General features: G+C 66.3%; 19 protein-coding genes and 2 tRNA genes. 7 read left to right on the top strand and 14 right to left on the bottom strand.

The genetic code is table 11. From position 1 onward, the window contains the following. The first annotated feature begins 46 nt into the window (after positions 1-46). The 3 genes from BLQ77_RS17400 to BLQ77_RS17390 all read left to right on the top strand — a co-directional run bounded on the left by BLQ77_RS17400 (position 47) and on the right by BLQ77_RS17390 (position 3,940). Positions 47-120: transfer RNA gene (locus BLQ77_RS17400), tRNA-Gly, on the top strand. A gap of 86 nt (positions 121-206) precedes the next feature. Then, positions 207-1,337 (top strand): metallophosphoesterase family protein, encoded by a 1,131-nt coding sequence (locus BLQ77_RS17395; protein ID WP_089961509.1) that lies wholly within the window; start codon positions 207-209, stop codon positions 1,335-1,337. Then, complete coding sequence (locus BLQ77_RS17390; protein ID WP_089961506.1) at positions 1,334-3,940, top strand: AAA family ATPase; 2,607 nt, start codon at positions 1,334-1,336, stop codon at positions 3,938-3,940. The genes BLQ77_RS17395 and BLQ77_RS17390 overlap by 4 nt, the downstream gene beginning before the upstream one ends. Before the next feature lie 281 nt (positions 3,941-4,221). On the opposite strand, the gene BLQ77_RS17385 is transcribed toward BLQ77_RS17390, so the two are convergent. From BLQ77_RS17385 to purC, 7 genes are all read right to left on the bottom strand, one after another. Further along, entirely contained in the window at positions 4,222-5,556 is a 1,335-nt protein-coding gene (locus BLQ77_RS17385; protein ID WP_040384003.1) for a sigma-54-dependent transcriptional regulator, read from the bottom strand. A 44-nt stretch (positions 5,557-5,600) separates the two neighbouring features. Continuing rightward, positions 5,601-7,367, bottom strand: coding sequence for a sensor histidine kinase (locus tag BLQ77_RS17380; RefSeq protein WP_089961503.1), 1,767 nt, complete (start codon positions 7,365-7,367; stop codon positions 5,601-5,603). A gap of 37 nt (positions 7,368-7,404) precedes the next feature. Next, positions 7,405-8,073, bottom strand: coding sequence for a phosphoribosylformylglycinamidine synthase subunit PurQ (gene purQ, locus BLQ77_RS17375; RefSeq protein WP_008884103.1), 669 nt, complete (start codon positions 8,071-8,073; stop codon positions 7,405-7,407). A gap of 227 nt (positions 8,074-8,300) precedes the next feature. Then, positions 8,301-9,338 carry a zinc-binding dehydrogenase gene (locus BLQ77_RS17370; protein WP_089961500.1) on the bottom strand — a complete coding sequence of 346 codons (1,038 nt, stop codon included), beginning with the start codon at positions 9,336-9,338 and terminating at the stop codon, positions 8,301-8,303. Positions 9,339-9,422: 84 nt separating this feature from the next. Then, positions 9,423-11,333, bottom strand: coding sequence for a methyl-accepting chemotaxis protein (locus BLQ77_RS17365; RefSeq protein WP_089961497.1), 1,911 nt, complete (start codon positions 11,331-11,333; stop codon positions 9,423-9,425). 80 nt (positions 11,334-11,413) lie between these two features. Next, positions 11,414-11,644 carry a phosphoribosylformylglycinamidine synthase subunit PurS gene (purS, locus tag BLQ77_RS17360; RefSeq protein WP_008885718.1) on the bottom strand — a complete coding sequence of 77 codons (231 nt, stop codon included), beginning with the start codon at positions 11,642-11,644 and terminating at the stop codon, positions 11,414-11,416. Positions 11,645-11,731: 87 nt separating this feature from the next. After that, positions 11,732-12,493, bottom strand: coding sequence for a phosphoribosylaminoimidazolesuccinocarboxamide synthase (gene purC, locus BLQ77_RS17355; protein ID WP_008884775.1), 762 nt, complete (start codon positions 12,491-12,493; stop codon positions 11,732-11,734). A gap of 160 nt (positions 12,494-12,653) precedes the next feature. On the opposite strand from purC, the gene BLQ77_RS17350 reads away from it, so the two are divergent. After that, a complete protein-coding gene (locus BLQ77_RS17350; RefSeq protein ID WP_008883998.1) occupies positions 12,654-12,968 on the top strand; it encodes a DUF1476 domain-containing protein in 315 nt (104 codons plus the stop codon). 407 nt (positions 12,969-13,375) lie between these two features. On the opposite strand, the gene BLQ77_RS17345 is transcribed toward BLQ77_RS17350, so the two are convergent. After that, a complete protein-coding gene (locus BLQ77_RS17345; protein ID WP_089961494.1) occupies positions 13,376-14,656 on the bottom strand; it encodes an ATP-binding protein in 1,281 nt (426 codons plus the stop codon). A 42-nt stretch (positions 14,657-14,698) separates the two neighbouring features. Between BLQ77_RS17345 and BLQ77_RS17340 the strand changes: the two genes are divergently transcribed. From BLQ77_RS17340 to BLQ77_RS17325, 3 genes are all read left to right on the top strand, one after another. Next, entirely contained in the window at positions 14,699-15,613 is a 915-nt protein-coding gene (locus BLQ77_RS17340) for an MBL fold metallo-hydrolase (protein ID WP_089961492.1), read from the top strand. 81 nt (positions 15,614-15,694) lie between these two features. Then, positions 15,695-15,769, top strand: a tRNA-Asn gene (locus BLQ77_RS17335). Between the two features lie 921 nt (positions 15,770-16,690). Next, positions 16,691-17,977, top strand: coding sequence for a site-specific integrase (locus BLQ77_RS17325; RefSeq protein WP_089961487.1), 1,287 nt, complete (start codon positions 16,691-16,693; stop codon positions 17,975-17,977). A 98-nt stretch (positions 17,978-18,075) separates the two neighbouring features. On the opposite strand, the gene BLQ77_RS17320 is transcribed toward BLQ77_RS17325, so the two are convergent. The 6 genes from BLQ77_RS17320 to BLQ77_RS17300 all read right to left on the bottom strand — a co-directional run bounded on the left by BLQ77_RS17320 (position 18,076) and on the right by BLQ77_RS17300 (position 23,874). Next, positions 18,076-18,516, bottom strand: a complete 441-nt coding sequence (locus tag BLQ77_RS17320; RefSeq protein WP_131822033.1) for a hypothetical protein — start codon at positions 18,514-18,516, stop codon at positions 18,076-18,078. A gap of 76 nt (positions 18,517-18,592) precedes the next feature. Beyond that, positions 18,593-19,000: a hypothetical protein gene (locus tag BLQ77_RS17315; RefSeq protein WP_089961483.1), complete on the bottom strand. Its 408-nt coding sequence runs from the start codon at positions 18,998-19,000 to the stop codon at positions 18,593-18,595. Between the two features lie 270 nt (positions 19,001-19,270). Next, entirely contained in the window at positions 19,271-19,681 is a 411-nt protein-coding gene (locus BLQ77_RS28460; protein WP_131822032.1) for a hypothetical protein, read from the bottom strand. Between the two features lie 179 nt (positions 19,682-19,860). Beyond that, positions 19,861-21,324, bottom strand: coding sequence for a hypothetical protein (locus BLQ77_RS17310; RefSeq protein ID WP_207545853.1), 1,464 nt, complete (start codon positions 21,322-21,324; stop codon positions 19,861-19,863). Further along, positions 21,321-23,264: a site-specific integrase gene (locus tag BLQ77_RS17305; RefSeq protein ID WP_242661766.1), complete on the bottom strand. Its 1,944-nt coding sequence runs from the start codon at positions 23,262-23,264 to the stop codon at positions 21,321-21,323. Before BLQ77_RS17305 ends, BLQ77_RS17310 begins: the two co-directional genes overlap by 4 nt. A 232-nt stretch (positions 23,265-23,496) precedes the next feature. Continuing rightward, positions 23,497-23,874, bottom strand: a complete 378-nt coding sequence (locus BLQ77_RS17300; protein WP_089961479.1) for a helix-turn-helix domain-containing protein — start codon at positions 23,872-23,874, stop codon at positions 23,497-23,499. Positions 23,875-24,135: the final 261 nt, after the last annotated feature.

Here is a 24,135-nt window from a genome sequence, read left to right as displayed (position 1 = left end):
CAACCGCTTGCCAGCCGCCCGGTGCTGAAGTAATCAGACCGCCGATGCGGGTGTAGCTCAATGGTAGAGCAGGAGCTTCCCAAGCTTAAGACGAGGGTTCGATTCCCTTCACCCGCTCCACGCCCCCCGGCCTTTCCGACACACGGCAGCCGCAGCACGCTGACCCTTGCCAAGCGCGCCCTGCCCGGTCACAGATCGGGGCAGCCATGACCTTCCGTTTCGTACACAGTTCCGACCTTCACCTCGGCCGCCGCTTCGCGAACATTCCCGAGCCGGCCGACGGCAACATCCGTGGCCGCCTGATGGAGGCCCGCCACGCGGCGCTCCTGCGCCTCGCCGAGGCCGCGCGGCAGAGTGGCGCGCAGCATATCCTGCTGGCGGGCGACAGCTTCGACACCGCCACGCCCTCGCCCACGCTGATCCGGCAGACGCTGGGCGCCATCGCCGAGGACGAGACGCTCACCTGGTGGCTGCTGCCCGGCAACCACGACAACCTGCGCGATGCCGAGCCGCTCTGGGACACGCTCCGCCGCGATGCACCCGCCAACCTGCACGCGCTGACCGAGCCCGCGCCGGTGGCGCTGGCGCCCGGTGCCACGCTGCTGCCCGCGCCCGTGGCCTTCCGCGCCTCGGGGAGCGATCCGACCGCCACGCTGGCGCAGACCGAGACGCCCGAGGGGTCGCTCCGCATCGCGCTGGCCCACGGCGGCATCACCGATTTCACCGAGAGCGGCGGCGCCATCGCGCCGGACCGGGACCGCAGCGCGCGGCTCGACTACCTCGCGCTTGGCGACTGGCACGGTCGGATGACGGTCTCGCCGCGCACCCACTACCCCGGCACGCCCGAGCAGGACCGTTTCAAGCACGGGCGACGCGGCGTCTGTCTCTGCGTCGCCATTGATGGCACCGGCGCCGAGCCGCAGGTGACCGAGGTCGAGACCGGCAGCTTCCTCTGGACCGAAACGCCGCTGGTGCTGCACCCGCGGCAGGACGCCGCCGGGGCGCTTGCCGCGCTGCTGCCTCCGACCGGGCGCCGCGACATCCTGCTGCGCGTCGCCGCCGAGGGCTGGGCCGGGCTCGCCGACCAGCTGGCGCTGCGCCGTGCCGCCGAGCGTCACGGCCCCGAGTTCGCTCATTTCGAGCTGCGCACCGACGCGCTCGGCACCCAGATCGAGGCCGCCGATCTCGACGAGATTGACCACGGCGGCGCGCTGCGCCTCGCCGCCAACACGCTCAGGGCCGAGACCACCGACGAGACGCTGCCGCAGGCCGACCGGCAGGTGGCGGCGGACGCGCTGGCGCGGCTCTACGCCTATGTGAACGAGGGCGAGGCATGAGGCTCCGCAGCATCCGGCTCGAGAACGTCCGGCGCTTCACCAGCCCGGTGCTGATCGAGGGCATCACCGACGGGCTCAACGTGCTGAGCGAGCCCAACGAATCCGGCAAGTCGACGCTCTTCGACGCGATCCAGGCGCTGTTCTTCATCCCGCACGGCTCGAAGAACCGCGAGATCGCCTCGCTGCGCCCCCACGCCGGCGGCGCCCCCGAGGTGGCCGTCGAGATCGAGACCGACGCCGGGCGCTTCACCGTCGCCAAGCGCTGGTTCTCCAAACCCGAGGCGACCGTGCATCAGGGGTCCCGGCTGGTCGCGCAATCGGACGAGGCCGAGGCGTGGCTCGCGGACCTGCTCGGTGGCGCCGAGGGCGGGCCTTCGGGTCTGATCTGGGTGCGGCAGGGGCTGACCCATCTTGGCGCCGCGACGCCCAAGGAAGAGAAAGCGGCGCTCGAGGCGCGGCGCGATCTCATGTCGTCGATCGGCGAAGAGGTCGAGGCGATGACCGGCGGGCGGCGCATGGACGCAGCGCTCGACCGCTGCCGTGAAGAGCTCGCCCGCTACGCCACCGGCAAGAGCCGCCGTCCGCAAAAAGGTGGACCGTGGTTCGCCGCGCAGGAACGGTTCCAGACGCTCGACGGCCAGCGCGCGACGCTTGGCGCGACCGCGGACGCGCTGCACGAGGCGCTCGCCGCCCGCAAGCGCTGCCGCCGCGAGCTGGCAGAGCTGGAAGACCCCGACGCCACGCGCGCCCGCGCCGACCGGCTGGAAGCGGCGCGCGCCGCCCTCGTCACCGCCGAGCGCCATGCCGAGGAGCTGGACACCGAGGCGCGGCGGCTCGAGACCGCGCAACTCACGCTGTCCACCGCCCGCGACCGTCTCGACCGCTTCCGCTCCGCAGCAGCCGAGCGCGACGAGGCCGCGGCAGAGGAACGCGCGACCTCCGAGGCCGCCGCGGCCGCCCGCGCCGCACAGGACGCGGCGCAACAGGCACGCGATGCGGCCGAAAGCGGGGCGCAGGCGGCGCAGGCCGCACTGGAAAAGGCCGACGCCGCCCATCGCCGCGCCGTGCGGGCGCAAGCCGCCCGCGACGGCGCCGCGCGGCGCGACGATCTGGTGCAGCGCATCGCCGCCGCCGAGGCCGCGCGCAAGGAGATGGAAGAAGCGGCTGCCGCTGCTCGGCGCGGCCCGGATGCCGCCGCCATGCGCCGGCTCGAGGCTCTGGTCTCGGCCCATGGCGCCGCCGTTGCCGCCCGCGACATCTCGGCGCCCCGGGTCACTGCCCGCTACCTGCCCGGTGCCGAGGGCCGCATCCGCCACGACGGGCAGGCGCTCGGGGACGGCACACCCCTTCCCCTTTCCGGCGCCGCGCGGCTCGAGATCGACGGCATCGGCACGCTCGACATCCACCCGGGCGAGACCGGCACCGCCGCCGATACCGTCGCGAAAAGCGAGACGGCGCTGCGCGAGGCGCTCGCCCAGCTTGGCGCCGAGACCCCCGACGCCGCCCGCGACGCGGCGGAGGCCCGGGCGCTGGCGGACCGCAAACAGGGCGAGGCGCAGGCTGTGTTCCGCAGCCTTGCGCCCGAGGGCATCGATCCGCTGCGCGAGGCGCTGGCACTGATCCCCGAGGACGAGGCCGCCGAAGATGCGGGCGACGCCGACCGGACCCGCGCGGCGCTTCGCGAGGCGCAGGATACTGCGCAACAGGCCCGCGCCGGGCGCGACCACGCCGCCGAGGCTCTGGCCGAGGCGCGGCTCGAGGCGGTCCGCCTGACCACGGCACTCACCAGTGCAGGCGACCGCCAGAAACGCGCGACCGAGGTGCTCGCCCGGTTCGGCGCCGAGGACGAAACGGCGCTTAACGAGGCGCTGCAACGCGCCACCACCGCCTGTGCCGCCGCCGAGGCCCGGCTTGCGGAAAAGTCCCGCGCCGCGCCAGATCTGGCTTCGGCAAAGGCCGCCATGCAACGCGCCGAGTCGGTGGACCGCCGCGCCCGCGACGACCTCGCCCGGCTGAAACCGCAGCTTGCGACGCTGGACGAGCGCATTGCCCGCAGCGCCGGCGAGGCGGTCGAGGAACGGCTGGCGGAAACCGAACAGGCGCTCGACGCCGCCCGCGCCGATCTTGCCCGGATCGAACACGAGGTGGCGGTGCTCACCCGGCTCGAGGCGGCGCTGGAAAGCGCCCGCAGTGACGCCCGCGAGCGCTACTTCACCCCGGTCGCCGCCGAGCTGCGCCCGCTCCTGCAACTGCTCTGGCCCGAGGCCGAGCTCACCTGGGGCGAGGAGACGCTGCTGCCCGAGGCGCTGGTCCGCGACGGCACGCACGAGCCTGTCGACATCCTCTCGGGCGGCACGCAGGAACAGCTCGCGCTGCTGGTGCGGCTGGCCTTCGCGCGGATGCTGTCCGCGGCCGGGCGCCCCGCGCCTGTGATCCTCGACGACGCGCTGGTCTTCACCGACGACGACCGCATCGAGCGCATGTTCGACGCGCTGACCCGGCAGGCCGGAGATCTCCAGATACTGGTGCTGACCTGTCGCCAGCGGGCCTTCCGCGAACTGGGTGGCACGGCCCTGCAACTGGCGGCGCCCGACGGGTCCTGAGACCCACACGGTCAGGCGCGGGAGCAGGATCGTTTCAGTAGCGCTTGCCGCGAATGAACTGCGACAGCATCCCGTTCCTGGCGGGCAGGAAACAGCAGGCAAGGACGAAGCGGAACGGGTCGATGACCATCATGGCGAGGATCCCTCACGTGGCGCTGGCACAGCACGGCGCCACCGCGGCCCCGGCTTGGCGCGGACCGTAGGATCGCGAAGAATCGATTCCGTGACGATTCGCAGACAGTTCTGCGAAACGGGCCGGAACGATGTCCGGCCCGGTGCAGTCAGAGGTAATCGGCCCGCTGCAGACCGTATTTCGCCATCTTCTCGTTGAGCGTCCGGCGCGGCAGGCAGAGCTCGTCCATCACCGCCGAGATCGACCCCTTGTGGCGCCGCATGGTGTTGTCGATGAGCATGCGCTCGAAGGCCTCGACGTATTCCTTGAGCGGCTTGCCCTCGGTGGTCATCACCGGCTGCATGTCCTCGTGGTCGTTCATCAGCAGCGACGCGATGGTGCCCTGCCCGCGCCGCGATTGCAGCACCGCGCGCTCGGCGAGGTTGATGAGCTGACGGACGTTGCCCGGCCACGGCGCCTGCAGAAGCTGCGCCGCCTCCTGCGCCGAGACCTTGGGCGCGTCGCAGCCGTACTCGTCGGCGAACTGGTCCGAGAGCTGGGTGAAGAGCCGCAGGATGTCCTCGCCGCGCGCGCGCAACGGCGGCACTGTGATCTTCAGCGCCGCGAGGCGGTAGTAGAGATCCGGACGCAGCGCGCTCTCGCAGGTGCGGCCCTCGTCCTGCAGGTTGCAGATGGCGACGATGCGGGTCTCGGGCGGGGTGCCCTGGTCGTTGATCACAGACAGAAGTCGCGCCTGCGCGCTGTCGGTCAGGCTCTCGATGTCCTCGAGCACCAGCGTGCCGCCGCGCGCCTCTTCCATCGCCGGAAGCCGGGTGTCCTCGGGCTGCATCGGGCCGAAGAGACGCTGCATCAGCGCGTCCTCGTCCATCGCCGCGCAGGAGAGCAGCACGAACTTCTTGCCGGCGCGCGACCCAACAGCGTGCAGCGCGTGCGCGATCAGCGTCTTGCCGGTGCCGGTCTCGCCCTCGATGAGCACGTGCCCGTCGGCCTGCCCCAGGTCGAGCACGTCCTCGCGCAGGCGCTCCATCGCCGGGCTCTGGCCGATCAGCTTGGACATGATCTGGCTGCCGTCCGACAGTTCCTTGCGCAGGGCGCGGTTGTCGAGCGTCAGGCGGCGGGCGTTGGTGGCCTTCTTCGCCAGCTCCGACATCCGGTCGGGGTTGAAGGGCTTCTCGAGGAAGTCATAGGCCCCGATGCGCATCGCCTCGACCGCCATCGGCACGTCGCCGTGGCCGGTGATCATGATGACCGGCAGCGCGCTGTCGTTGCCCATGAGCTTCTTCAGGAACTGGATGCCGTCCATGCCCGGCATCTTGATGTCCGAGATCACGATCCCCGGGTAGTCCGCCCCGAGCGCGCCGAGCGCCTCTTCGGCGCTGGCATAGGTCTCGGTGTCGTAGCCCGACAGCGCCAGCCACTGGCTGATGGACTGGCGCATGTCCTTTTCATCGTCGACGATGGCGATCTTCATGGCTTTTGTCATTCTCGTCTTTCGCCCTTGTTCTGCCTTCGGTGCGGTCGGAGTGGTCATTCCGCCGCCTGGTGCGTTTCATTCAAGATAGGAAGCTGCATCTCGAAAACAGCCCCGCCGTCGGATCCGTTCCGCGCCGTCAGGCGCCCGCCGAGATCCGCAACGATGCCCGAGCTGATCGCGAGCCCCAGCCCGGTGCCGTCGCCGGGCTGCTTGGTGGTGTAGAACGGCTCGAACAGCGCATCGAGATCCTCGATGCCGTGGCCGTTGTCGCGCACGCTCAGGACCGCGGTCTCGCCGCTGGCGAGGATGATCTCGATCTCGGGGTGCGCCTCGGATTTGGTGGCGTCGATGGCGTTGCGCAGCAGGTTCACCAGAACCTGCTCGATGCGCATCCGGTCGCCCATCACCCGGACCGGCACGTCTGGCAGGATCTTGGCGATGCGCACGCGCCGCGCCTTGAGCTGAGGCTCCATCATCGACAGCGACGAGGCCAGCGCCTCGCCCATGTCCACGGGCGAGAGCTGCGACTGGCCCTTTCGGGCATAGGACTTGAGCTGGCGGGTGATGGCGCCCATGCGCTCGATCAGGTCGTCGATGCGGTGGAAGGCGGTCATCGCCTCTTCGGGCCGGTTGCGGCGCAGCAAAAGCCGCGCGCCGGCGAGATAGGTCTTCATCGCGGCCAGCGGCTGGTTCAGCTCATGGCTCACCGCCGCCGACATCTCGCCAAGCGCCGCGAGCTTGGAGCTCTGCTCGAGCGTCTGCTCTGCGCTGGCGAGGTCCTTCTGCACCTTCTCGCGCTCCGCGATCTCGCGCTGGAGCCGTGCGTTCAGGCGCCGCAGCTCGGCGGATTCCCGCTGGAACAGGGCCATGCGCAGCGCCGTCTTGCGGCTGAGCGCGTAGAAGGCCAGCGCCGCGAGCAGCGCGAAGCCCATGATCTCGAGCGCCAGCACCGCGTTCACCTTCTCGCGCACCGAGGCGTAGGTGGTGAAGGTCGCCATGGTCCAGCCTCGGAATGGGATGCGCCCGTCGACCTGCATCACCGCCTCGCCGCGCACGTAGGCGTCCGGGGGCAGCGCCGTCCAGTCGGCGGTGGCCTTGATGGCGCGCTCGATGGCGCTTTCCGGCGACTGTCGCTCAAGCGCCTCGTCCATGGTCCGACCACGCCAGCGCGGCTCGGTCGCAAGTACGATGGTGCCCTCGGAATCGAGCACCGCCACCGCGTCGGTGATCCCGACCCAGGCGCGTTCGAACTTGGCGAGGTCGACCTCGACCACGATGACGCCGATCACCGTGTTCTGGCTCTCGACCCGCCGCGAGTAGGTGAAGGAATACCCCCCCGCCTCGCGCGCCTGCGTGGTGAAGACCGTCGTGTTCGAGCGCAGCGCATTCACGAAATAGGGCGCACCTCGGTGCTGTTCGCCAAGGCGGTTGCGGTCGGTCGCGGCGACAGTGCGACCGTCGCGGTCGAGCAGCATCAGCGAGGCCGCGCCGATCTCGTCCACGTAGGAAATGAGCCGCTGCGACGACTGGCTGAAATCGCCCGAATTCAGCGCCCCGATCAGCGCCGGGTCGCGGGCCAGCAGCTGCGGCACGATGGCGTTGCGCCTGAGCTCTGACAGGATGTTGCCCGAATAGAGCGCCAGCCGCAGCTCGGCCCGGTTTCGGGTGGATTCGGTGAAGCGGTCGGTGAGCAGACGGTTGGTGGTCCAGACCGTCGCCACGGCAAGCAGCACGAGGATACCCAGCGCCAGCCGTACGCGCCAGCCGAGCGGGCCGCTGCGCCTCACGCGCGGCAATCTTTCCGAGGTCGGTTCCGACATGCGGCGCAGACTACGCCTGCGCGCTCAGGCGCTCAAGTCAAGCCTCCGCCAGCGCGGCGGTCAGATGGGCGAAAAGGCGCGCACCGTCCTCGTTGCCCTGCGCGGGATCGCAGGCCCGCTCGGGGTGCGGCATCATGCCAAGCACACGGCGGTTCGACGACAGGATGCCCGCGATGTCGCGATCCGAGCCGTTGGGGTTGTCGGTATAGCGGAACGCGACGCGGCCCTCGGCCTCGAGCATGTCGAGCGTCTCGGCATCGGCGGTGAAGTTGCCGTCGTGATGCGCGATCGGGATGCGGATCGTCTCGCCGGCCTCGTAGCCGCGGGTGAAGATCGACTGGCTCTCGGCGACCGACAGGCCGATGGTGCGGCAGATGTACTTCAGACCGCCGTTGCGCAGCAGCGCGCCGGGCAGGATCTTGGTTTCGGTCAGCACCTGGAAGCCGTTGCAGATCCCCAGCGCGTAACCGCCGCGCTCGACGTGGGCCTTCACCTCGCGGCAGATCGGCGAGTTGGCGGCGATGGCCCCGCAGCGCAGGTAGTCGCCAAAGGAGAAGCCGCCGGGGATGCCGACGATGTCGATGTCGGAGGGCAGCGCGGTGTCCTTGTGCCAGACCATCTGGACGTCGAGACCCGCCTTGCGGAATCCTTCGGCAAGATCACGGTCGCAGTTCGACCCGGGGAAGACGATGACGGCGGCTTTCATGGGGAACTCCCTCGGCAGGCTCAGGGCTGATTGCGCACCGCATAACGACTTTTGCGACGCAGCGCAATCGGCCCCTGCCTGCTCCTGCCGGCGGCATCGGTGGATGCCGCCTTGCGGGGTTTTCGGTCGGATTGCACCGAGTGTTTTGTCGCTGTGGCGGGCCGTTTTCGACCGTGGGGCCTGGGCTCGTTTACGCTGTGCGGTCGTATTTCACGCCGGGGTCCCGGTCACGACTGGAAATCGGTGATCACCGCCACGCCCGGCGGCGTGGGTCCGTTGAAGGCCGCAAGCTCGGCGCTGGCCCCGCTCAGGCCGATTTCGCGCGCGATCAACGGCGAGAGGTCGACCTTGTTGCGGGTGATCAGCCCCAGCAGCGACGGGTAGCGATGCGCCGGCATGCCCCGCGTGCCGTAAAGCGCGAGGTTGCCCATGTAGACGGCGGACATGTCGACGTCCATGTGGGCGGTGTGACCCACCGGCATCCCCACCTGCACGTGCCGTCCCAGCGGGCGCAGGCAGCGCAGCGAGGCGTTGACGGTAATCGGAATGCCAAGCGCCTCGATGCTGACATGCGGGCCGCCGCCGGTGATTTCGCGGATCTGCGCCGCCGCGTCGCCCTCGCTGGCGTTGACCGCCGCGTCGACGCCGAGTCCCAGCGCATGGTCGAGTTTTTCCTGCACCACGTCGACCACCACCACATGCGCCCCGAGCGCGCGGCCGAGCAGCGCCGCCGAGAGCCCGACGCCGCCGGTGCCATGCACCGCGAGCCACTCGCCGCCCTGCAAAGCCGCGCGCCCGGTGAGCGCGTGCCACGCGGTGGTGACCCGGCAGCCGAGCCCCGCCGCCAGCGTCGGCGACATGCCCTCGGGGAGCCGTGCGAGGTTGAAGTCCCGCGGCACCGCCACGTATTCGGCGAAGGCTCCGGGCTCGATGAAGCCGGGCAGGCGCTGGTCCGAGCATACCGTCTGCTGGCCGGCGCGGCAGCTCGGGCACGTGCCGCAGGAGAGGATGAAGGGCGCGACCACCACGTCGCCGCGCTGCCATTGCGACCGGGGCCCCGCTTCGATCACCTCGCCGCAGTATTCGTGGCCGGGGATCTGGCCGGGCTTCACCCGCGGATGCTCGCCGGTCCAGCCGTGCCAGTCCGAGCGGCAGACGCCGCAGGCGAGGACCCGCAGCACCACCCCATCCTCGGGGCAGAGCGGCTCGGCCACCTCCTCCAGCGACAGATCCTCGTTATAGGCCCGCAGAACCGCAGCACGCATGTGAACTCTCCTCCCGTTGTTCGGGAGGAGGACACGTCATTCTGCATGGAAGATCAAGCGACAAGCGCCAGGTCCGCAGGTTGGTCAGAAATCCGCCCAGCCGTCGTCGGTGCCGGTCGCCGCCAACGCGGGCCGGGGCTGGGCCGGAGCATCCCAGGCGTCGGGCGCGGGGCGTGCTTGCTCGGGCGCCTTTCGCGTCTCGGCGGTCTTCTTGATGGAACACGGAGCACCGTTTGCACCTTCGAAGACCTCGAGCGTCTCGGACAGACGCTGCGCCTCGGTGTTGAGGCTCTGGCCCGCCGCATTCAGCTCTTCGACCACCGCGGCGTTGTGCTGGGTCATGCCCTCGAGCTGCTGCACGCTGCCGTTGATTTCGCTCAGCCCGTCGGTCTGGGTCCGCACCGACCCGGCGATCTCGGAGATCAGCTTGCCCAGCGAATCCACCTGCTCGAGCACCTGCCCCAGCGAGGCGCCGGTCTGCTGCACCAGATTGCTGCCCTCGCGGACCTCGTCGTTGGAGGCGCGGATCAGTGTCTTGATCTCTTGCGCCGCCTCTGCCGCGGTCTGGGCGAGGCTGCGCACCTCGGAGGCCACCACCGCGAAGCCGCGGCCCGCCTCGCCGGCACGCGCCGCCTCGACGCCCGCGTTGAGCGCGAGCAGGTTGGTCTGGAACGCAATGTCGTCGATGGCGGTGATGATGTTGTTGATCTTGGACGAGGCATCCTCGATCCGCGCGATCGCCTCGATGGCCCGGCCCAGCACGGCTTCGCTCTCGGACGAGAGCCGCCGGCTGTTGGTCGCGAGACGGTCGGCCTCTTCCGCGTTGGTGGCGATCTCTGCACCGGCGCCCGCCAGCGCATCCAGGGCCGCGGCGGATTTCTCGAGCGTCGCCGCCTGCTCCTCGACCCGGCGGGCGAGATCGTCCGAGGTCGAGCCGATCTCGGAGGCCGCGCCCCGCACCCCGAAGGCGACGGTCTCGACCTCGGCCATCGCCTGCGCGAGGCTTTCGACGCCGATGTTGAAATCCGCCCGCAGCTCTTCGTAGTCGGGCGGCATTTCGGCGCTTTCGCCAATGCGGGCTCCGAGGTCGCGGTTCGCCAGCCGCTCGAGCCCCTCGCGCAGCGCTGCCACCGCGCGTTCCTGCGCCAGCCGCCGGCGCTCGAGCTCGGCGTCCTGTTCGTGGGCGCGCGCGAGCTTGGTGCGGAACTCCTCCACCACGCGGGCGGTATCGCCGATCTCGTCTCCGCGCGACTGGTGGGGCACGTCGCTTTCGAGATCGCCATCGGACATGTGCCCGAGCCGGGCCGTGACCTGCCACAGCGGTCCGAGGTTGCGCGACAGCAGGAAGATCAGCGCCAAGATGCCAAGTGCCAAGAACGCCAGCGACAGCCCCACCCCGACCAGCCGGTCGCGCGCGACCTGCGCGTCGATCACCGAGCGGTCGACGCCCACGTAAAGAATGCCGATGACCTCGCCGCTGGGGGAAACGACGGGCTCGTAGACTGTGAAGTAGGGCTTGCCGAGGATCACCGCCTCGCCCCGGAACGTCTCTTTCCGCAGCATCGAGGCGTGCACCGGGTTCTGCTTGCCGAGCCAGGTGCCGACCGCGCGGCTGCCGTCGGGCTTGATGATGTTGGTGGTGAGCCGGATGAAATCCCCCTCGGCCGCGTCCCAGCCGAAAAGCGTCGCCGTCTCGCCCGAGATCCGCCCCACGCGATCGATCACCGCATGGCCATCAATCTCGGGCAGGGCCGCCCATCGCAGCTCGTCGATCTGACCGTCGGGCGACATCTCGACCTCGATCCCGTCGTAGACCGACGAGAACTGATCGACCAGGATCCGCAGCGAAGTGTCCTGCCGCGCCTGCGCAGCAGCGATCATCGAGCGCTGGGTCTGAAAATCGAAGGTGGCGAACATCGCGCCACTGCAGACCAGCAGCAAAAGCGCAAGGCTCAGCGCGAGCCGAGCCTTGAGGGAGAATTTGGGAAGTTTCATGGGCGGACACCGTCCCGTTGCATGGCAGACGGGAGGTTCCTAACCCCAAAAGTCTAAACAGAGACTGAAACCAGCCCCGATCAGATCAATTCGATGCTGTAACTCTCGATCACCGTGTTGGCGAGCAGCTGCTCGCACATCTCGGTGACGGTCGCCTCGGTGGTCCCCTCGGCGAGTTCGATCTCGATCACCTTGCCCTGACGCACGCCACCGACGCCGTCGAAGCCCAGCCCGTGCAGCGCGTGGCGCACCGCCTCGCCCTGCGGATCGAGCACGCCGTCCTTCAGCATCACATGCACACGTGCCATCATGGCGACCACTCCGTTCCCTTCGAAAGGCCAGCGCCTTTCATCTTTCCACAAATCCTGATGTCACGCCCTGACGGGCGCGACACTGTCTCAGTTGATGAGCTTCGGCTTGGCCATGTGGGTGGCCTGCTTCGGCATCACCCCAAGGCGCTGCGCCACCTCGGTATAGGCGTCGGTGAGCGAGCCGAGGTCGCGCCGGAACACGTCCTTGTCGAGCTTCTTGCCCGTCTCGATGTCCCACAGGCGCATCGAATCCGGCGAGATCTCGTCGGCCACGATCAGGCGCTGGTAGTCGCCATCATAAACCCGGCCGATCTCGATCTTGAAGTCGACGAGGCGGATGCCCACGCCGTACATCAGGCCCGACAGGTAGTCGTTGACCCGCAGCGCGAGACTCAGAACGTCGTCCATGTCCTGCTGGCTGGCCCAGCCGAACGCGGCGATGTGCTCTTCGGTGACCAGCGGGTCGCCCAGCTTGTCGTCCTTGTAGCAGTATTCCACGATCGGGCGCGGCAGCGGCGTGCCTTCCTCGAGCCCGAGGCGCTTGGCAAGCGAACCGGCGGCGAAGTTGCGCACGATGATCTCGAGGGGGATGATCTCGCAGGCGCGAACCAGCTGCTCGCGCATGTTGAGGCGCTTGAGGAAGTGGGTCGGCACGCCGATGTTGTTCAGCCCGGTCATGAAGAACTCGGACAGGCGGTTGTTCAGCACGCCCTTGCCCTCGATCACGTCCTTTTTCTGGGCGTTGAAGGCGGTCGCGTCGTCCTTGAAATACTGCACGATGGTCCCGGGCTCCGGGCCTTCGTAGAGAATTTTCGCCTTGCCTTCGTAGATCTTCTTGCGGCGTGCCATGGCAATCCTTTCAGAGGGGCGCGCAGAGGGGACCCCTGCGTCCTGCGAGGCCCTATAAATCAAGCCCACGCGCGTCGCAAGCGGACGGTTGGGGTTGCGCGGCCCCAAGGGAGTGAATATCTTTTCAAACGAGCGATTGAACGCGGGGGGAGCCGTATCCATGACCACTTTCGACGAGCGTGAAAAGGCGTTTGAAAACAAGTTCGCCCATGATGCGGAGATGAGTTTCCGTGCCGAGGCCCGCTGCAACAAGCTGCTGGGTCTGTGGGCTGCCGACCTGCTCGGCAAATCCGGTACCGAGGCCGACGACTACGCCCGCGACGTGATCAAGGCCGATTTCGCCGAAGCCGGGCACGAGGACGTGGTGCGCAAGGTCGCCGACGATCTCGCTGGCAAGGCCGACGCCGACGCCATCCGCGCCAAGCGCGCGGAACTTCTCGTCGAGGCCAAGGGCCAGATCCTGCTCGAGGGCTGAGGCCCTTTCACCGTCCCACCGGCCCACCGGCCCCGGTTCAGGGATGTTCTAACGGCCCCACCTGCATGATGCGTCTGGCGTCACGGCTTTTGCCGGGCACAGCCCGAGAGCATGCGACACGCCACAAGCGAAACACCGGCGGCCGTCCGGCGGGGGCAGAGGCCCTACCGGGCGGCCGCCGGACGACCTCTTGCGAGGCCAAGGCTCGGCGCGGTCGGGACCACCGCGCTTCGCCCCCGGCGATCGACGTGAGATCGATGGTGGCAGTGACATGTGCCGGAGCGGTCGCAACCTCCGCGCCGGCCTTCAGAGGTTTCGTGCAGAAAGCGGTGCCGAACTCCGGCACCCGGCGGGCGAAATGATGGCAAGTCGTTCCAATTGAACAAACCGACGCGACCGCCCTGCCCTTACCGCGCGATCACGATATCCGCCCGCAACCCGCCGAGGCTGTCGCTCTGCCCCAGCCGTAGCACCCCGCCATGCGCCCGCGCGATGTCGGCGGCGATGGCAAGCCCCAGCCCCACGCCGGTGCCCTTGTCCTGGTTGCGCGCCGGATCGAGCCGAACGAAGGGCCGGAGCGCATCCTCGCGCCGCTCGGGCGCGATCCCGGGCCCGTCATCCTCGACCCGCAGGCGCAGGCTCTTCTCGGTCAGAGCGACTGACACCTCGCATCGGGTGCCGTAGCGGACGGCGTTGCCGATCAGGTTCTCGAGCGCCCGCCGCATCGCCGCGGGCCGCAGCGTCACCTCGCCCGCCCCCTCGGCGGACGCGACCGTCACGTCCTTGCCGGCGCGCCGCGCGTCCGCAACGATGCCCTCGACCAGCTCGATCGGGTCCGTGGGCTCGGCTTCGCCGCCCTGGGTGTCGCCGCGCGCGAAGTCGAGGAAGGCGTCGATGAGCCGCTGCATGTCCTCGACATCGCGCTCGAGCGGCTCGCGCTCGTCATCCTCGAGCATCGAGAGCCCCAGCTTCAGCCGGGTGATCGGGGTCCGCAGGTCGTGGCTCACCCCCGAGAGCATCATGGTGCGCTGCTCGATCTGCCGCTCGATGCGGTTGCGCATGTCGAGAAAGGCGCTGCCCGCCGCCCGCACCTCGACCGCGCCCGCCGGCGCGTAGGGCTCGTGACGACCGCGCCCGAAGGCCTCGGCCGCCCGCGCCAGCTCGGTGATCGGGCGCAGCTGGTTGCGCAGGTAGAGGAAGGCGATGACCGTCATCAGCACGCCGAAGACCATCATGTTCACGAAGAGCTGGTGCGCATTGGTCGGCGAGGCCCGGCGCCGCGAGAAACGCACCTGCGTGAGAGTTTCGCCGTCACGCAGGTAGAGTATGACGTAGTCGTCGTCGGGCAGCAGGATGCGTTCGGTGCCCGACACGAACCGCTCGAGCGTGCGTGTCACCACGAGCCCGGAGAAGTCGTACCACCGCCGCTCGTTCTCGGCCGGCAGCGCGGATTCTGGCACGGTGATCAGCTCCAGCGCGAGCGGCTCGGCCAGCGCCGGCTGCGCCACCGCCAGTTCGATCTCTCGTGCGAGCTCCCGGCTCATCTGGCTGGAGACATCCTCGAAATGCCGCTGGACGAAGACCACCGACACCACGAGCTGCAGCGTCACCACCGGCAGCAACAGGATCAACGCCGCCCGGCCGTAAAGCCCGCGGGGCATATAGTGTTTGAGCCAATGGAAGGACATGCGCTACCTCAGGATGTGAGCACAGCCAGAAAGCCCCGAAAGATGCAGGACCCGCAACCCGATTTTCAGCCCCGCCCCGGTGTGCCCGAAGAGCTCGGCCCCGGGCTGCGCCGGGTGCTGGCGCCCAACCCCTCGGCGATGACCTTCCGCGGCACCAACAGCTACCTCGTGGGCACGCGCGGCATCGCGGTGATCGATCCGGGCCCCGACGACCCCTCCCATCTCGAGGCGCTTCTCTCGGCGCTGCGCCCCGGCGAGCACGTGAGCCATATCCTTGTGACCCATGCCCATCGCGACCACTCGCCCCTCGCCCGCGCGCTGTCGGAGGCGACTGGCGCGCCGGTGATGGCCTTTGGCGACGCCGGATCGGGACGCTCCGAGCTGATGGAGCGGCTCGCGACCTCGGGCATGGTCGGCGGCGGCGAAGGCGTCGACGCGGGCTTTGCGCCCGACCGGTCGCTCGCCGACGGCGCGGTGATCGAGGGCGACGGCTGGCAGCTCGAGGCGCTGCACACGCCCGGCCATTTCGGCAACCACATGGCCTTCGCGCTGGGGGACGTGCTGTTCTCGGGCGATCTGGTGATGGGCTGGGCCACCTCGCTGGTCTCGCCCCCCGACGGCGACCTCACCGCCTTCATGTCCTCGCTCGCCCGGCTGGCCTCGCGGCGCTGGCAGGTGTTCCACCCGGGCCACGGCGCGCCGGTGGAGACTCCCGCTGAACGGCTCGAGACCCTCGCCTCGCACCGCCGCATGCGCGAGGCGCAGATCCTCGCTGCACTGGAGGACGGCGCCTCTGATGCCGCGGGGCTGGCCGCCCGTATCTACACCGATACGCCCCCACAACTTCAGTCTGCCGCAGCCCGCAATGTACTCGCTCACCTGATCGACCTCGCCCGCCGCGATCTGGTGACGTGGCGGCAAGGCACTTCAGAAACGTCCGTTTTTTCATTGGCTTAGAAGGAATTTCGGAAAAGCTGAAAAAATGTGACAAATGGCTCTGGACAAGGTTCGAAGCCTGTTGCTATACGCCCCACATGTTCCGGCGTAGCTCAGCGGTAGAGCAGTTGACTGTTAATCAATTGGTCGTAGGTTCGATCCCTACCGCCGGAGCCAAAATATCCTGAGAGACTGATCTCCAAGGATTTTCTCCGTATACATTCGGAGAATTATTGGCGTGACACATATCCTGTCCCACCGCGTGGCACAAACGCTGGCACAGGAGTCGCAGACTTGCGTTTCACGACCGCATCCCAACCGCATCTCGAATACCGCCCGAGCGGGTTCCATTGGCGTCGTCGCTGGCCCCAGGCCCTACGGGCCTGGGGTCCGGAGGTCTCTCCAAAAAAAAATGTCACTGCTCCTCTCGCTTCGATCCCATGTCCTCCCCGACGCGAAGGCCTTGGCTCAGAAACTCACCCTTCTGAGTGACATTGCCTTCGCCGGTGTGACGGAGAGGACGATGGCGATAGCGCCGGACATCATGGAGAGGCTCCTGGACGGGCTCAGCCGGTTTCTCATCGACGTGGCCGAGACCGCGCGCGAGGTCGCCCCCGTACGCACCCCGGAGGTGGCCGCCTATGAGTTGCAGTGTTCCGACGCCGCGATTGCGACCGTCCGTGATGCAATCCGGCTTCGGGATCGGGACATGGCTCGGGATCCACTCCGGCAAGTGGCCGACCGCCTCGGAATCCCGCTCGACGAGACAGACCCGGACTGGCAGAGGCTGGCCTACCGAGCCTTGCGGGTCATCCTTGATGCGAACGAAGAGAACTTCCGCCGGGATCACGGGGCCTACTCGACACCGACGGCCGTGTTCTCCCGGGCATTGACCAGCCAGATAGCTACACGCTCCATCTCTCAGCCCTATTCAGCGCCATCCCTTACGCAGAACGATCACCTCCCGCTCCAGTGTATCCTGCTGCGCCCGTCGCGCCTGTTCCATCGTATCCCGTGTTGGCGCCCGACCCCGCCGGGGGCGCCGCGGCACGGCCGATCGAAAAAGAAACGCCAAAAGACGTCGCTCCGGAGATCTCAGTGGCGCCGGTTCAGGAAATCTGCAAAACACACGACACCTCCCCCGGCCCAACGATCCTGGACACGGCCGAGGTTTATATCGAGAAGCGCTCGCGGGGCTACAGAACCTTCAAGTTCAATGAAAACCCGAACCCGAAGGGGGGCGAGAGCTGGGCAAAGAACTCGGCGGCGAATGTCCGATCAACGGCACGATTGATGGAGCGCATCCTTGGGGCCAAGTCCCTGAATGATGTCGTGCACGAGGAGCTCACTGCTGCTTTCACACTCATGCAGCGCATTCCACGAAACTACCAGGCCAAGACCGACAAGCGGTCCCCGCAGGTGGCTGCCGATGAGGCCGACGAACAAGAACGGCGGAACGAGGAGATTACCCGGGCCAGAATGACGAGAAAAGGCGAGAGCCCCGGCAAAATCGAGATCACTATCCTGCGCGAGAGGCTGCCGCGGCTCAAGGCAGCGACGATCTACCGGCACATGCAGGATTTCCAGCGTGTCTTCAAGTTCGCCGTACGTCAGGGTGAAGCCCGGGAAAACATGATGGCGGATCACATCTGGGAGTCCGCCGAAGTTGAGCGCCGCATGCTCCTTGAGGATGATACGGAGCGGCAGACGTGGTGCGGTCACCTTGGCAAGCTGTTCCGAACGCCAATCTTCCAAGACAAGCTCAAAGATTCCGGAGATCCCATGTTCTGGGGACCGCTGATCGCCCTTCACATGGGTCTCCGCAGCGAGGAGGTCTTGCAGCTGCATACGGATGATATCCAGGTCATTGACGAGATCCCCTGCATCGTCCTCAAGCAAGGCCCTGGGCAAAGCCTGAAGAGCATGGCCGCGCGAAGGACCGTGCCGATCCATCGCAACTTGCTCAAGCTTGGCCTGATGCAGCTCGTCGAAGACCGCCGGCGCGCCGAAGAGCCGCGTCTCTTCCCGTGGCTGGAGCGGAGCGCCAACAAGAAGACCTTTACGGAAACGTTCTCGAAGCGCTTTACCCGCTATCGCAAAGACCACGAATGCTATGATCCGCAGCGAGATTTCCATTCCTTCCGGACCACATTCAACCATCTCCTGATCGAACTCGAGTGCCAGGACAGCCACCGGAAGTACCTGATGGGGCATGTGGAACGTGATGTGAACATCACCAACTACAACCCGCATGGTTTCGCCAAGAAGACCTTGCAAAAATGGGTCAACATGATCGAGATCGACATCTCAATGATCCGGAAACCCTTTGGCGACATGCCTCTTGCTGACGTCACCAACCTGGCGGATCGCCGGGTGTCCGCATGACTTGAGGGCTGAGAGGACGCGCCCCACGAAATACAAACAAACACCGACCGACCCACCCCGTGCCAGAAGGGTGGATCGGCTTGGCTGTGAGGAGCGGATCAGACCTGCAGGCGCAGGTTAACGATTCTCTCCGCCTTGATCCGCGCGTCCGCGACCTCGAGCATGCATTGCAGCCGCCGGAGGCTCTGCAGCATGGAAGAAGCGGCCTCCCCACGCGCCGTCAGCTCCCGCCGTTTCTCCACCGATCCGACCGCTCCGTGATCCGGATCGTTGTGGCCATGGAATACCTGCGTGATCATTGTCGTCTCCGCGTCGAGTTCCGCCTCGAGAATGCGTATGATCGGATCGAGATTCTTACCCGCCTCGGTGCCGATCCATTTATGGCCGGAGAGCATCGCGAGGTCCCGTAGGAAAGATGCCCGCTCCATGGCACCAGAAAAGACATCGAGATGCCTCAGACCGTCGCTGATCTGCCGGGTTTCCAGCAGGATGTTCGCGAAGAGATCCTCTACCGGCATTTGAATGTAGCATTTGAACATGACCACTCCTTGGGTTTTCCGGCGGCGCACCATGCGACCGCCTTTCAAGGCGCCGGCGCGTACGCCGGCGGAGAGGTCAGGCCGCGTCCCGGCCCGCATCGTCTGTGTGCTCCGAGACGGTTTGTGTATGCTCTCTTTCGATTTCGGCGAGCAGGTCACCAAGCGCGTCGGCAAGGAGGCACAGACCGTTGACCGCCGGATCGTCCGGAGAAAGATCACAGAAATATGGCGCGTCTGTGGAGTCGGGATCACTGCCGACTTGCAGGCAAAACAAATCGTGCAGCCATCGCAGTTCGCGCCAGCAATAGCAGTCCATGCGATTGGCGCGCCGCAAGCGGGCGGTCAAGCTCACGCAACGACACTGCGCGCCGACGCCGCCGAGCAGTCCTGCCCCATGAACGAGGTCCTGGTAATTCCGGGTGACGAACCCTTCGGCGGCTCGCATCGCGGCTTTGCTGCGCGCCGCATTTGATGTTGGGGACATCTCAAATTCCTTTTCTTTGCGCGGACAGTCGTGCCCGCATCAAGCGTCCTTTCTCTCCTTTCTTGGACAGGGTTTCGGGTCGGCGTTCCCAGTAGCAGCCAGAGGAATTCCAATGGCCGACCCTTTGTTTCATCGTGCGCTGGCCGGATGAGACCGGCGCGCCCTCAGCGAGAGGGGCGCGTCGGTTTCTGCAGGCAGCATCTTGCAGGCTTTCATTGTTCGCTGCCGCGCGGCGTTACGCATTCTTGGGCATTCATCACCCTGATTGCATCAACAACCGCCCGGGCCATTCTGATGTCGACCTTGATTGCTTGAAGTTGAGGTTAGGCCCCTTGCCCGGAAGAATGCCAGCGCTTGCAGGCATTCATGCGCTGAGAGACGCCGTGCGAATACGAACGCGGTCGGGTAGCGCGCATACCATCGGTCTGGAGCTGGATGGTGACCCATGGTGGCGAGAGCATCGAGCGCGGTTTCGCGCAATGGTCCGCAGTCAAAATAGTACTCGGCTTCTTCAATCCCGGGATCAAATCCGAACGTCTGATCGCCAAGATCCAGGATGCCTGAAACGAGCGTGAATGGTTTAAGATCGGAGTGCACATATTCGCACCATGCCCATGCCTTGCCGAGATCAGTGGCGAGGCGGGTCTTGTCTCCAGTGAATGGCGCAGATCTGCCAGTCATGACATCCTCCCGATAATTGGGCGTTCCCGGTAGCAGCCAGAGGAATTTCAATGGTCGCCCTTTGTTTCGTCATGAGCTGGCCGGATGAGACCGGCGCGCCGACAACGAGAGGGGCGCGTCGGTCTCCAACGGCCTTGCCCTACGCATTTACTCGTGGGTTCAGCAGTCTCTGTCTGTTCTTATCCGGTCCGCCTCCGGGATCGACCGGGAAGTCGGACAGGCCGACCGATGCGACCGGTCACGCCACGGGGCTTCGGAATCGCGGGCTTTTTCTTCTTCTTGGCGATTTTGGCTGCTTCTCTGGCATTGCCATCTGTATCGGCGATCATCCCTCTTGCGGATTGCCAGAGGCGCTGCGCCGAAGTGCCGATGCACTCGGTCGCGTAGGCGTCTCCCGCCCTGTCGGTGGCATGCCCGAGATGGGTTCTGATGATCTGGGCGGCACGAGCCGGATCATGACGACGCAGGTAGTCTGCCGCGAGCGTGCGCAGATCATGCGACGGAACGCCGATCAGCGACTTCGTAAGTTCAGACGGGAGATCGCGGTAGGGCGTCTCAGCGGAGAGAGACAGCCAGTTGTGGCCGGTGAGTTCCAGATATCGGTGGACGACCAGTCGGTCTGGCCTGCCGCCGAGAATCCAGCGATCGAGCAGCGCGCAGACCTCCGGCCACAGTCGGCCAGATTCGGTCTCATGACCGGTCTTTTCCTGCATCCAGGTCGCACGCCACACACCGTCCGGATCCCGCACAAGTTCATGACCGAAGCGCCACCGCACGACATCACCCTTGCGCGGCGGCTTGTTCATCAGCACGAGAGAGAGGACCGCCGCTTGCAGTTTGCGCCGACCAGCGGCGCTGTGCGATGGAAGCAGGCGGTTCTTTTCGATCGCATCGCCGGCTCGGTCCACGACGTAGGAGAACCCGCCGCGCTCCATCAGCTTGGCGATGCGCACCTCCTTGTTCTTGCACTCAAGATCCGCCCGGTCACGCAGGTCTTTCGACACACATCGCATCGCGTCCAGACTGTCTCGGTTTTCTCCCCCAGCCCGACCGAGAGCGATCAGGCCATCAAGGTAGTTCGGGGCCGTCACCGTCTTTATGCGCCTGTCGGCATCGGGATGGTTCAGAAATGCGTCCTCCAGGTCCATCGCCGTGATGAAGCCGAAATCCGCCGTCGCCCGCCCCTCCGACACGGCTTCTACACATCGATCTACACTCGCTATGTAGCGCTGGCGGCTGGACTCCTTGATCTTGGCTTTCTGCAGTGCATTCAGATGTTCTCTCCACCGGTCAGGCCATTGTTGACCTTCCTCCCGGAGCGGCGACTCGGCTGTCTTGGGCGGGGGGCGCCGACGCGCATACCATTCGTCGCTGACCTCGACCGCTTCCGCCGTGCAAACATGCGGCGCATGGCGCGAAAGCGCGCGCAGGAGTGTCCGGAATGTGGATTCGGATTGCGCCGCCTCGCGGAAGCACTGCGCCGGCGGCATCGAGATCGAAACGCGGTGTTTGTGCACGGAGGCGAACAACCTGCCGACCACGGCGGCAGCCCCGGGCTCGAGATCATGCCGGTCCTCCAGCAGGAGGCGCCGGATCGCCGTGGGTGCAGGGGCGAGATGCTCTTCGATGGTCTTCCGTGTCATTTGATCCTCCCCTTGAGACGCTTGAAGATGTCCGGATGATGGGCGAGGAGCGCCTCACGCACGGCCGCAGCCGCGGCTTCGCCCGAGTCCTTCGCGTAGTGGGCGCGGGCGACAGCCTCGGTGTTGGCAAGCACCGAGGCCACGCTGGCGAAATTGCCGGGATCGACGGCCAGCATCAGCGTGCCGGTCGCGTGACGGCACTGGTGCGGGGTCAGGCCGAGGCCGAGATGGCGATCTCCGAGGTCCCACAGCTCTCCAATAGCTGCACCCGACATGGCGCCTGTCGGAAGTCGCAGGCCGGCCTTGCGCAGGCGCGGCATAGCTTTCCCTGGGAAGAGGTATGGCGATCTCTCGAGAGCCCGGAGCTTTGCCAGACGGGGCCGGTGGACCATCTGCCAATCCCACAGGATCTCTGCATCGCGGCCGACCACCTCCACGGTAAGCGCGTTGCGGTTCTTGACCTCACCCGCAACGAACCGGATTTCGGCAAATGCGCGATCCTCAATCCAGTGCACGTTGCGTGGGCATTTATCCGCTCCAGAAATGCGGGAAGTGAACAGGTTTCCCGGCCGCAGAGGCCGCGACACCTGGATCGCGTACGCGGCCGCGACCGCAAAGAGCCTCAGCGCTCGTTCTTCACCATCGGTGGTCGTCGCCTCGGCAAGTGCCTGTCTGGCAACGGCGTGGAGGCGAGACGGGGCATGCACGTAGGTTGCGGCCAGATGCGGATTCTTGCGGAGCCTGTCACAGACAGCCGTCGCCTCGGCGGTCATCTCGTCCGGCGGCAGGATGTAATCCTCGTAAACAAGCTTGATTACATTGAGCAGCGCGACCTTCTCCGGATCCTGAAGACCATGCCGTGCCAATGTCATAAGGTTCGTGAAGCGCGACCACAGGGTCGAGCTTTCATCCGCATCCTTGAGCGTGTCGGACGCGGCACAACGCGTGATCTGGGATTTGCACGCCGCCTCCAAAGCCTCGGCCATGAAGAGCGCATCGAGCGTCGAGAGCTCGTCGAAGTCCATGGACGGCAACACCTGTTCGCGCAGCAACCACGTGATGGCCTGCCGATATCCCGCTGTGGCCGTTTTCGCGTTCTTCGGTGAACGGCCCCGCTGGCGTTTCCGTTCGGCAACCTCTTTGTCGATGTCGACCGCCGGGCGCCCTGCGGCGATTTGCTCCTTCGCCCAAGACTTCAGGCTGCACGGGAGAACCATGGCCCGCTCGAATACCCGCTCGGCGTCGGCGCGGAATACCTCCGGCAGGTCCTTCCAGAGAATCCGGCGCGCCCGATGTAGTCCCGGCGAAGGCGGCGTGACGAGATTGCAGGACGGGAGAAGCTCGGTGATTTCCGGCCAAAGATTGTGCCCGTTTCGAAGGCGTTCGATCAGGTTCGGGATCTTGCGCAAGGATTTCCGGACTCCCGTCGTCGCTTCTCCCCAGACACGATCGAATTCCGACTGGTCGAGTTCATCGAACGGCACAAGGCATCGCGCGCGCAAGGTCAGAAGGGGCTTGTGAAACGAAGTCGGCAGAGGGTCGCCCCGATCTGCAAACCCTTCATGGGCCCTCACGAGGTCGATCACTTTCGTATAGGTCGCACGGTCCTCCTGCGCGGGCTGCGCACAGCCACGGGCGGCCCAGAAACGCTCGATCAGGGCGCGAAGGCGCGCATTCCCTCGACGCCGCGCAGCATCGAGATCCGCCGCTCGCGACACCATTCCGTACGGCGCGGGCGCCACGTTCGTTTCGAAGTAAACCGGGTCGGCTGATATCAGATGGAGTTCTTCGTCGGCATAACTCATGCGCGCGGGCACCTTCTTCAATTCCAGGACCGCGTATCGGTCTTCGCCGGCCTCCTCGGCCCATGAAAGGAGGGCGGACATCGAGGCGCTCGATTTCGAGGCGTGCGTAGAATTTTGGCTTGTATGATAGGTCATGTGTTCTCCTGAGCTTGAGCCGCTTCGGCAGCGCCCTCGATGTGAGGGGCGCCGCCGAAGCGCTCAGGAGATCGGGCCCGAAAGCCCGGTTCGCACAGCTTGTCGCAATTTTCCTTCGGCTCGCACGAAGGACCCCAAGCATAACGCCGATTTATGCTTGGGGTCCGATGTGCAACGAGCCGGGATTGTTCCATTGAGACGCAGAAACCGATGGTCACACTGTGCGACGGCGTCAGACATGATCGAAGAAATCCTCCGGCAGGTCGATGTCGAGTTCGGCCATCAGCCAGTCGCGGGCATCCGCACGGTTCATCCGGACGCTTCCAAAGACCGATCGTGTCGGCAAACCGGCATCGATCCAACGCTCGACCGTCTTGATGCAGACGTTCAGTCGACCGGCGAGGTGGCGTTTGCTCATGAGCGGCTGCCGATAGTGGTCCATCCGGGCACCGCGCGGAAAGGTCCCGTTCTCGAGCGCCCAGACATCCTGCCATTCGATACGATGGTGGCCATTGAGGATGATACTGGGGAGGTCGCCGTCACTGATGTAGCGCCGAACAGTCTCCGGCCGCAGCTGCCAGTGATCGGCAACTTCTTTGACTTTCAACATTTCCTGCCTCCTTTGCTATTGTTGCCAGAGGCAATTAGTCGCGACTTCCCACGCTCTGAAATGTAAATCCAAAATTTTTGGAAACTGCCACGAACGGAGCGATGGCGTCGCTCGACATCTACCGTCGGCGCAGGGAACAAAGAAGCGACATTGGATGAACCATGCAGGGTATCAACCACGTGAGCCCGGCGCCTGCAGTCCAAGGAAATCTCGTAATACCGCGGGGTTTTTGCGTCAAAATGCGGGGAAATCTCGTCATCC

Source organism: Salipiger thiooxidans (genome assembly GCF_900102075.1).
In the GTDB taxonomy this organism is placed as follows: Bacteria; Pseudomonadota; Alphaproteobacteria; order Rhodobacterales; family Rhodobacteraceae; genus Salipiger; species Salipiger thiooxidans.
This window is presented reverse-complemented; position numbering and strand designations above follow the sequence as displayed.